This is a genomic window from Streptococcus sp. (genome assembly GCF_019414905.1).
In the GTDB taxonomy this organism is placed as follows: domain Bacteria; phylum Bacillota; class Bacilli; order Lactobacillales; family Streptococcaceae; genus Streptococcus.
The window spans coordinates 1-6,091 of record NZ_DXLC01000030.1 but is presented as its reverse complement, the minus strand read 5'-3'; the positions used below and the strand labels follow the sequence as shown (position 1 = coordinate 6,091).

Below are 6,091 nucleotides of genomic sequence, written 5' to 3'. Positions count from 1 at the left end.
GTTTTGAACAAGGATTTTTATGAAAAAAAGCTAGCCTCAGCTAGTCAGACCAAGGTCACAACCAGTTCTGCCCGTGGGGAAATCTATGATGCTAGTGGAAAACCTTTGGTAGAAAATACGTTAAAGCAGGTTGTTTCCTTTACGCGTAGCAATAAAATGACGGCTACAGACTTAAAAGAAATAGCTAAAAAGTTACTGACTTATGTGAGCATCAGTTCGCCAAATTTGACAGAACGCCAGCTGGCTGATTACTATTTGGCTGATCCTGAAATCTATAAAAAAACAGTGGAAGCTCTCCCAAGTGAGAAACGCTTGGATTCAGATGGCAATCGCCTATCCGAATCAGAACTGTATAACAATGCGGTCGATAGTGTCCCAACAAGTCAACTAAACTATACAGAGGATGAAAAGAAAGAAATCTATCTTTTTAGTCAGTTAAATGCTGTTGGAAACTTTGCGACAGGAACCATTGCGACAGATCCTCTAAATGATTCTCAGGTAGCTGTTATTGCCTCTATTTCAAAGGAGATGCCTGGCATTAGTATTTCTACTTCTTGGGATCGAAAGATTTTGGAAACTTCCCTTTCTTCTATAGTAGGGAGTGTATCCAGTGAAAAAGCTGGTCTCCCAGCGGAAGAAGCAGAAGCCTATCTTAAAAAAGGCTATTCTCTAAATGACCGTGTTGGAACCTCCTATTTGGAAAAGCAATATGAAGAGACCTTACAAGGAAAACGCTCGGTAAAAGAAATCCATCTGGATAAATATGGCAATATGGAAAGCGTGGATACAATTGAGGAAGGTAGTAAGGGGAACAATATCAAGCTGACCATTGATTTGGCCTTCCAAGATAGCGTGGATGCTTTGCTGAAAAGTTATTTCAATTCCGAGCTAGGAAATGGTGGAGCCAAGTATTCTGAGGGTGTGTATGCAGTCGCCCTTAACCCCAAAACAGGTGCTGTTTTGTCTATGTCAGGACTCAAACATGACCTGAAAACGGGAGACTTGACGCCTGATTCCTTGGGAACGGTAACCAATGTCTTTGTCCCAGGGTCAGTAGTTAAGGCCGCTACCATCAGCTCAGGTTGGGAAAATGGTGTTTTATCAGGAAACCAAACCTTAACAGATCAGCCTATTGTTTTCCAAGGTTCAGCTCCAATTTATTCTTGGTATAAATTGGCATATGGATCTTTTCCTATTACAGCTGTGGAAGCCTTGGAGTATTCATCTAATGCTTACATGGTTCAAACCGCTCTTGGAATCATGGGCCAGACCTATCAACCAAATATGTTTGTTGGAACCAGCAATTTGGAAACAGCTATGGGAAAACTTCGTGCGACCTTTGGCGAATATGGCTTGGGGGCTGCGACCGGAATTGACCTACCAGATGAATCTACTGGATTTGTTCCCAAAGAGTATAGCTTTGCTAATTACATCACCAATGCCTTTGGGCAGTTTGATAACTATACGCCGATGCAGTTGGCTCAGTATGTAGCAACTATTGCAAATGATGGTGTTCGTGTGGCTCCTCGTATTGTTGAAGGCATTTATGGAAATAATGATAAGGGAGGACTAGGCGACTTGATTCAGCAACTGCAACCGACAGAGATGAATAAGGTCAATATATCCGACTCCGATATGAGTGTCTTGCATCAAGGTTTTTATCAGGTTGCACATGGGACTAGTGGATTGACAACTGGACGTGCCTTTTCAAATGGTGCCTTGGTATCCATTAGCGGAAAAACGGGTACAGCCGAAAGCTATGTGGCAGATGGTCAGCAAGCAACCAATACCAATGCGGTGGCCTATGCCCCATCTGATAATCCCCAAATCGCTGTTGCAGTGGTCTTTCCTCATAATACCAATCTAACAAATGGTGTAGGACCGTCTATTGCGCGTGACATTATCAATCTGTATCAAAAATACCATCCGATGAATTAGAAAGGAAATTATGCTTTATCCAACACCTATTGCTAAGCTGATTGACAGTTATTCTAAGTTACCAGGTATCGGGATTAAGACGGCTACGCGTCTGGCCTTTTATACGATTGGGATGTCTGATGATGATGTCAATGAATTTGCAAAAAATCTCCTTTCTGCTAAGAGAGAATTGACCTACTGTTCTATTTGTGGACGTTTGACAGACGACGATCCTTGTTCTATCTGTACCGATTCAAGTCGTGACCAGACAACGATTTTGGTGCTAGAGGATAGTCGGGATGTGGCGGCCATGGAAAATATCCAGGAATACCATGGACTCTATCATGTCCTGCATGGCCTTATTTCTCCTATGAATGGTATCAGTCCGGACGATATCAATCTCAAGAGTCTCATGACTCGTCTGATGGATAGTGAAGTTTCAGAAGTAATCGTAGCAACCAATGCCACAGCAGATGGGGAAGCGACTTCCATGTATCTTTCCCGTTTACTTAAGCCAGCTGGGATCAAGGTTACGCGCCTGGCACGAGGTCTCGCTGTGGGAGCAGATATCGAGTATGCGGACGAAGTGACCCTGTTACGGGCTATTGAAAATCGAACAGAGTTGTAAGTGTAGACAAATTTACGAACTCCATTCATTTATAAAAAATTAAGGAGGCTGAAAATCGTTCATATCGGCCTCTTTTTGTATAGTGTGATGAGTAGGATCAGGTTCAAGTTTTAAAAAAACAAGCAAATATGATATACTAAAGAGCGAGTATTCTAGTAGAATTAGGACAAATAATATGAAACAAACGATTATTCTTTTATATGGTGGACGGAGTGCGGAACGCGAAGTCTCTGTCCTTTCAGCGGAAAGTGTCATGCGTGCGGTCAATTACGACCGTTTCACAGTTAAGACTTTCTTTATCAGTCGGTCAGGTGACTTTATCAAAACGCAGGAATTTAGTCAGACTCCAGGTCAAGAGGACCGTCTCATGACCAATGCGACCATTGATTGGGATAAGAAAGTTGTACCAAGTGCCATCTACGAAGAAGGGGCAGTTGTCTTTCCAGTTCTTCACGGTCCGATGGGAGAAGATGGCTCTGTTCAAGGTTTCCTTGAAGTTTTGAAAATGCCTTATGTCGGCTGTAATATCTTGTCATCTAGTCTTGCCATGGATAAAATCACGACCAAGCGTGTTCTGGAATCTGCTGGTATTGCCCAAGTTCCTTATGTGGCTATCGTTGAAGGGGATGATGTGACTGCTAAAATCGCTGAAGTGGAAGAAAAATTGACTTATCCAGTCTTCACTAAGCCGTCAAACATGGGTTCTAGTGTCGGTATTTCCAAATCTGAAAATCAAGAAGAACTTCGTCAGGCTTTGGAACTTGCCTTCCAATATGACAGCCGTGTCTTGGTAGAGCAAGGGGTAAATGCCCGTGAAATCGAGGTTGGTCTACTAGGAAACTACGATGTCAAAAGCACGCTACCAGGAGAAGTAGTCAAGGATGTTGCCTTTTATGACTACGATGCCAAGTATATTGACAACAAGATTACCATGGATATCCCAGCTAAAATCAGTAATGATGTGGTAGCTGTCATGCGTCAAAATGCAGAAACTGCCTTCCGTGCGATTGGTGGTTTAGGTCTATCTCGTTGTGATTTCTTCTATACAGATAAGGGAGAAATCTTCCTAAATGAACTCAATACCATGCCAGGTTTCACCCAGTGGTCTATGTACCCACTACTTTGGGACAATATGGGAATCAGCTACCCAGAACTAATCGAGCGTTTGGTGGATCTTGCCAAGGAAAGTTTTGACAAGCGCGAAGCGCATTTGCTATAAAAATAAAAGAGAGGGTAGGAGCCAGAACCATCACTGCAAGGTGACTAGAGTTCTCGGACTTCAACCCTTTTTAAAGGAGTAGAAATGAAATTAACAATCCATGAAGTTGCCCAAGCTGTTGGAGCTAAAAATGATGTTAGTCTTTTTGCGGACGCCCAGTTAGAAAAGGCTGAGTTTGACAGTCGATTGATTGGGACTGGAGATTTATTTGTGCCCCTCAAGGGTGCGCGTGACGGTCACGACTTTATCGAAACAGCTTTTGAAAATGGCGCTGCTGTAACCTTGTCTGAGAAAGAGGTCGCAAATCATCCTTACATTCTAGTAGATGATGTTCTGACTGCCTTTCAGCAACTAGCAGCCTACTATCTTGAAAAAACAGCTGTTGATGTCTTTGCAGTTACAGGTTCAAATGGTAAGACAACGACCAAGGATATGTTGGCACACTTGCTATCAACAACCTACAAAACCTACAAAACTCAAGGCAACTACAATAACGAGATTGGCCTTCCCTACACAGTTCTCCATATGCCTGAAGGGACAGAAAAGTTGGTTTTGGAGATGGGACAGGATCACTTGGGAGATATTCATCTCTTGTCTGAATTGGCTCACCCAAAAACAGCCATCGTGACCTTGGTTGGAGAGGCTCATTTGGCCTTTTTCAAAGATCGTTCTGAAATTGCTAAAGGAAAAATGCAAATTGCAGATGGTATGGCATCGGGTTCTTTGCTTTTGGCACCGGCTGACTCTATTGTAGAGGACTACTTGCCAGCTGATAAAAAGGTGGTTCGTTTTGGGCAAGGAGCAGAGCTGGAAATCACAGACTTGATTGAGCGCAAGGACAGTCTGACCTTTAAGGCTAATTTCTTGGAACAAGCCCTCGATTTGCCAGTGACTGGTAAGTACAATGCCACTAATGCCATGATTGCGTCTTATGTTGCCCTACAAGAAGGGGTTTCAGAGGAGCAAATTCATAAGGCTTTCCAAAACCTTGAATTGACGCGTAACCGTACCGAATGGAAGAAAGCAGCCAATGGAGCAGATATCTTATCAGATGTTTACAATGCCAATCCAACTGCTATGAAGCTGATTTTAGAGACTTTCTCTGCCATTCCAGCCAATGAAGGTGGCAAAAAAATCGCTGTCTTGGCGGACATGAAGGAACTTGGTGACCAGTCAGTTCAGCTCCATAACCAGCTGATTTTGAGCCTCTCGCCAGATGTGCTGGATACCGTGATTTTCTATGGAGACGACATTGCAGAATTGGCCCAATTGGCTAGTCAAATGTTCCCAATCGGCCACGTTTACTACTTCAAGAAAACAGAAAACCAAGACCAATTTGAAGACCTAGTTAAGCAGGTCAAGGAAAGTCTAGGAGCTAATGATCAAATCTTACTCAAGGGCTCTAACTCCATGAATTTAGCTAAGCTGGTAGAAAGTTTAGAAAATGAATGCAAGTGATTTTGTTAAACATTTACGTATTTCTAAATCCATTTTTCTTACATTGCATGGTATAATAAAATGCAGGAAAATTTTGAATCATGAGGAATACTAGATGAATTTATGGGATATTTTCTTTACGACCCAAGCAACAGAGCCACCCAAGTTTGATCTTTATTGGTATGTCAGTATATTTACACTCTTGGCCTTGACCTTTTATACAGCCTATCGTTATCGTGAAAAGAAGGTTTACCAACGATTTTTCCAAATATTGCAGGCCGTTCAGTTAATCCTTCTTTATGGTTGGTATGGGGTCAATCATATGCCACTGTCAGAAAGTTTACCCTTTTACCATTGCCGTATGGCTATGTTTGTGGTGCTCTTGCTTCCTGGTCAGTCTAAATATAGGCAGTATTTTGCATTACTAGGAACATTTGGGACATTAGCTGCCTTTGTTTATCCAGTGCCAGATCCCTATCCTTTTCCACATATTGCCATTTTGTCCTTTATCTTTGGGCACTTAGCTCTCTTGGGGAACTCACTGGTTTATCTCTTGAGACAATACGATGCGAGAATGCTAGATGTGAAAAGAATTTTTCTCATGACCTTTGCATTAAATGCCTTGATTTTTGTAGTCAATTTGGTAACAGGTGGGGATTACGGATTCTTGACAAAACCGCCATTGGTTGGAGATCACGGCTTAGTGGCTAATTATTTAATCGTTTCTCTGACCTTGTCAGTAGCGATTACGTTGACAAAGAAAATCTTGGAACTATTTTTAGAACAAGAAGCAGAAAAAATGATTGCAAAGAAAGCTTAGAAATGAGCTTTCTTTTTTGGCTCTTTGTCAACTGTAGTGGGTTGATGAAAAGCTAAGCTCGAGAAAGGAC

At 42.2% G+C, this 6,091-nt stretch carries 5 protein-coding genes; all 5 read left to right on the top strand.

Annotation, left to right across the window (positions count from 1 at the left end; genetic code table 11):
- Window positions 1-1,938: penicillin-binding protein 2B (gene pbp2b, locus QZ359_RS00750; protein WP_293951913.1), on the top strand; the 1,938-nt coding region annotated here is incomplete at its 5' end.
- 10 nt (window positions 1,939-1,948) lie between these two features.
- Window positions 1,949-2,545, top strand: a complete 597-nt coding sequence (gene recR / locus QZ359_RS00745) for a recombination mediator RecR (RefSeq protein WP_049551301.1) — start codon at window positions 1,949-1,951, stop codon at window positions 2,543-2,545.
- A 175-nt stretch (window positions 2,546-2,720) separates the two neighbouring features.
- The gene (locus QZ359_RS00740; RefSeq protein WP_293951904.1) at window positions 2,721-3,764 is read left to right on the top strand and encodes a D-alanine--D-alanine ligase; all 1,044 of its coding nucleotides are present in this window, start codon (window positions 2,721-2,723) and stop codon (window positions 3,762-3,764) included.
- A gap of 84 nt (window positions 3,765-3,848) precedes the next feature.
- Window positions 3,849-5,222: a UDP-N-acetylmuramoyl-tripeptide--D-alanyl-D-alanine ligase gene (gene murF, locus QZ359_RS00735; RefSeq protein ID WP_261024810.1), complete on the top strand. Its 1,374-nt coding sequence runs from the start codon at window positions 3,849-3,851 to the stop codon at window positions 5,220-5,222.
- Window positions 5,223-5,316: 94 nt separating this feature from the next.
- On the top strand, window positions 5,317-6,021 hold the full coding sequence (locus tag QZ359_RS00730; protein ID WP_293951897.1) for a TIGR02206 family membrane protein: 705 nt from the start codon (window positions 5,317-5,319) through the stop codon (window positions 6,019-6,021).
- The last annotated feature ends 70 nt before the right edge of the window (window positions 6,022-6,091 follow it).

What these genes read in the sequence shown, in the direction of transcription:
- QZ359_RS00730 (WP_293951897.1), top strand. Translation starts at nt 5,317, where the DNA reads ATGAATTTATGGGATATTTTCTTTACGACCCAAGCAACAGAGCCACCC.
- QZ359_RS00740 (WP_293951904.1), top strand. Translation starts at nt 2,721, where the DNA reads ATGAAACAAACGATTATTCTTTTATATGGTGGACGGAGTGCGGAACGC.
- murF (WP_261024810.1), top strand. Translation starts at nt 3,849, where the DNA reads ATGAAATTAACAATCCATGAAGTTGCCCAAGCTGTTGGAGCTAAAAAT.
- recR (WP_049551301.1), top strand. Translation starts at nt 1,949, where the DNA reads ATGCTTTATCCAACACCTATTGCTAAGCTGATTGACAGTTATTCTAAG.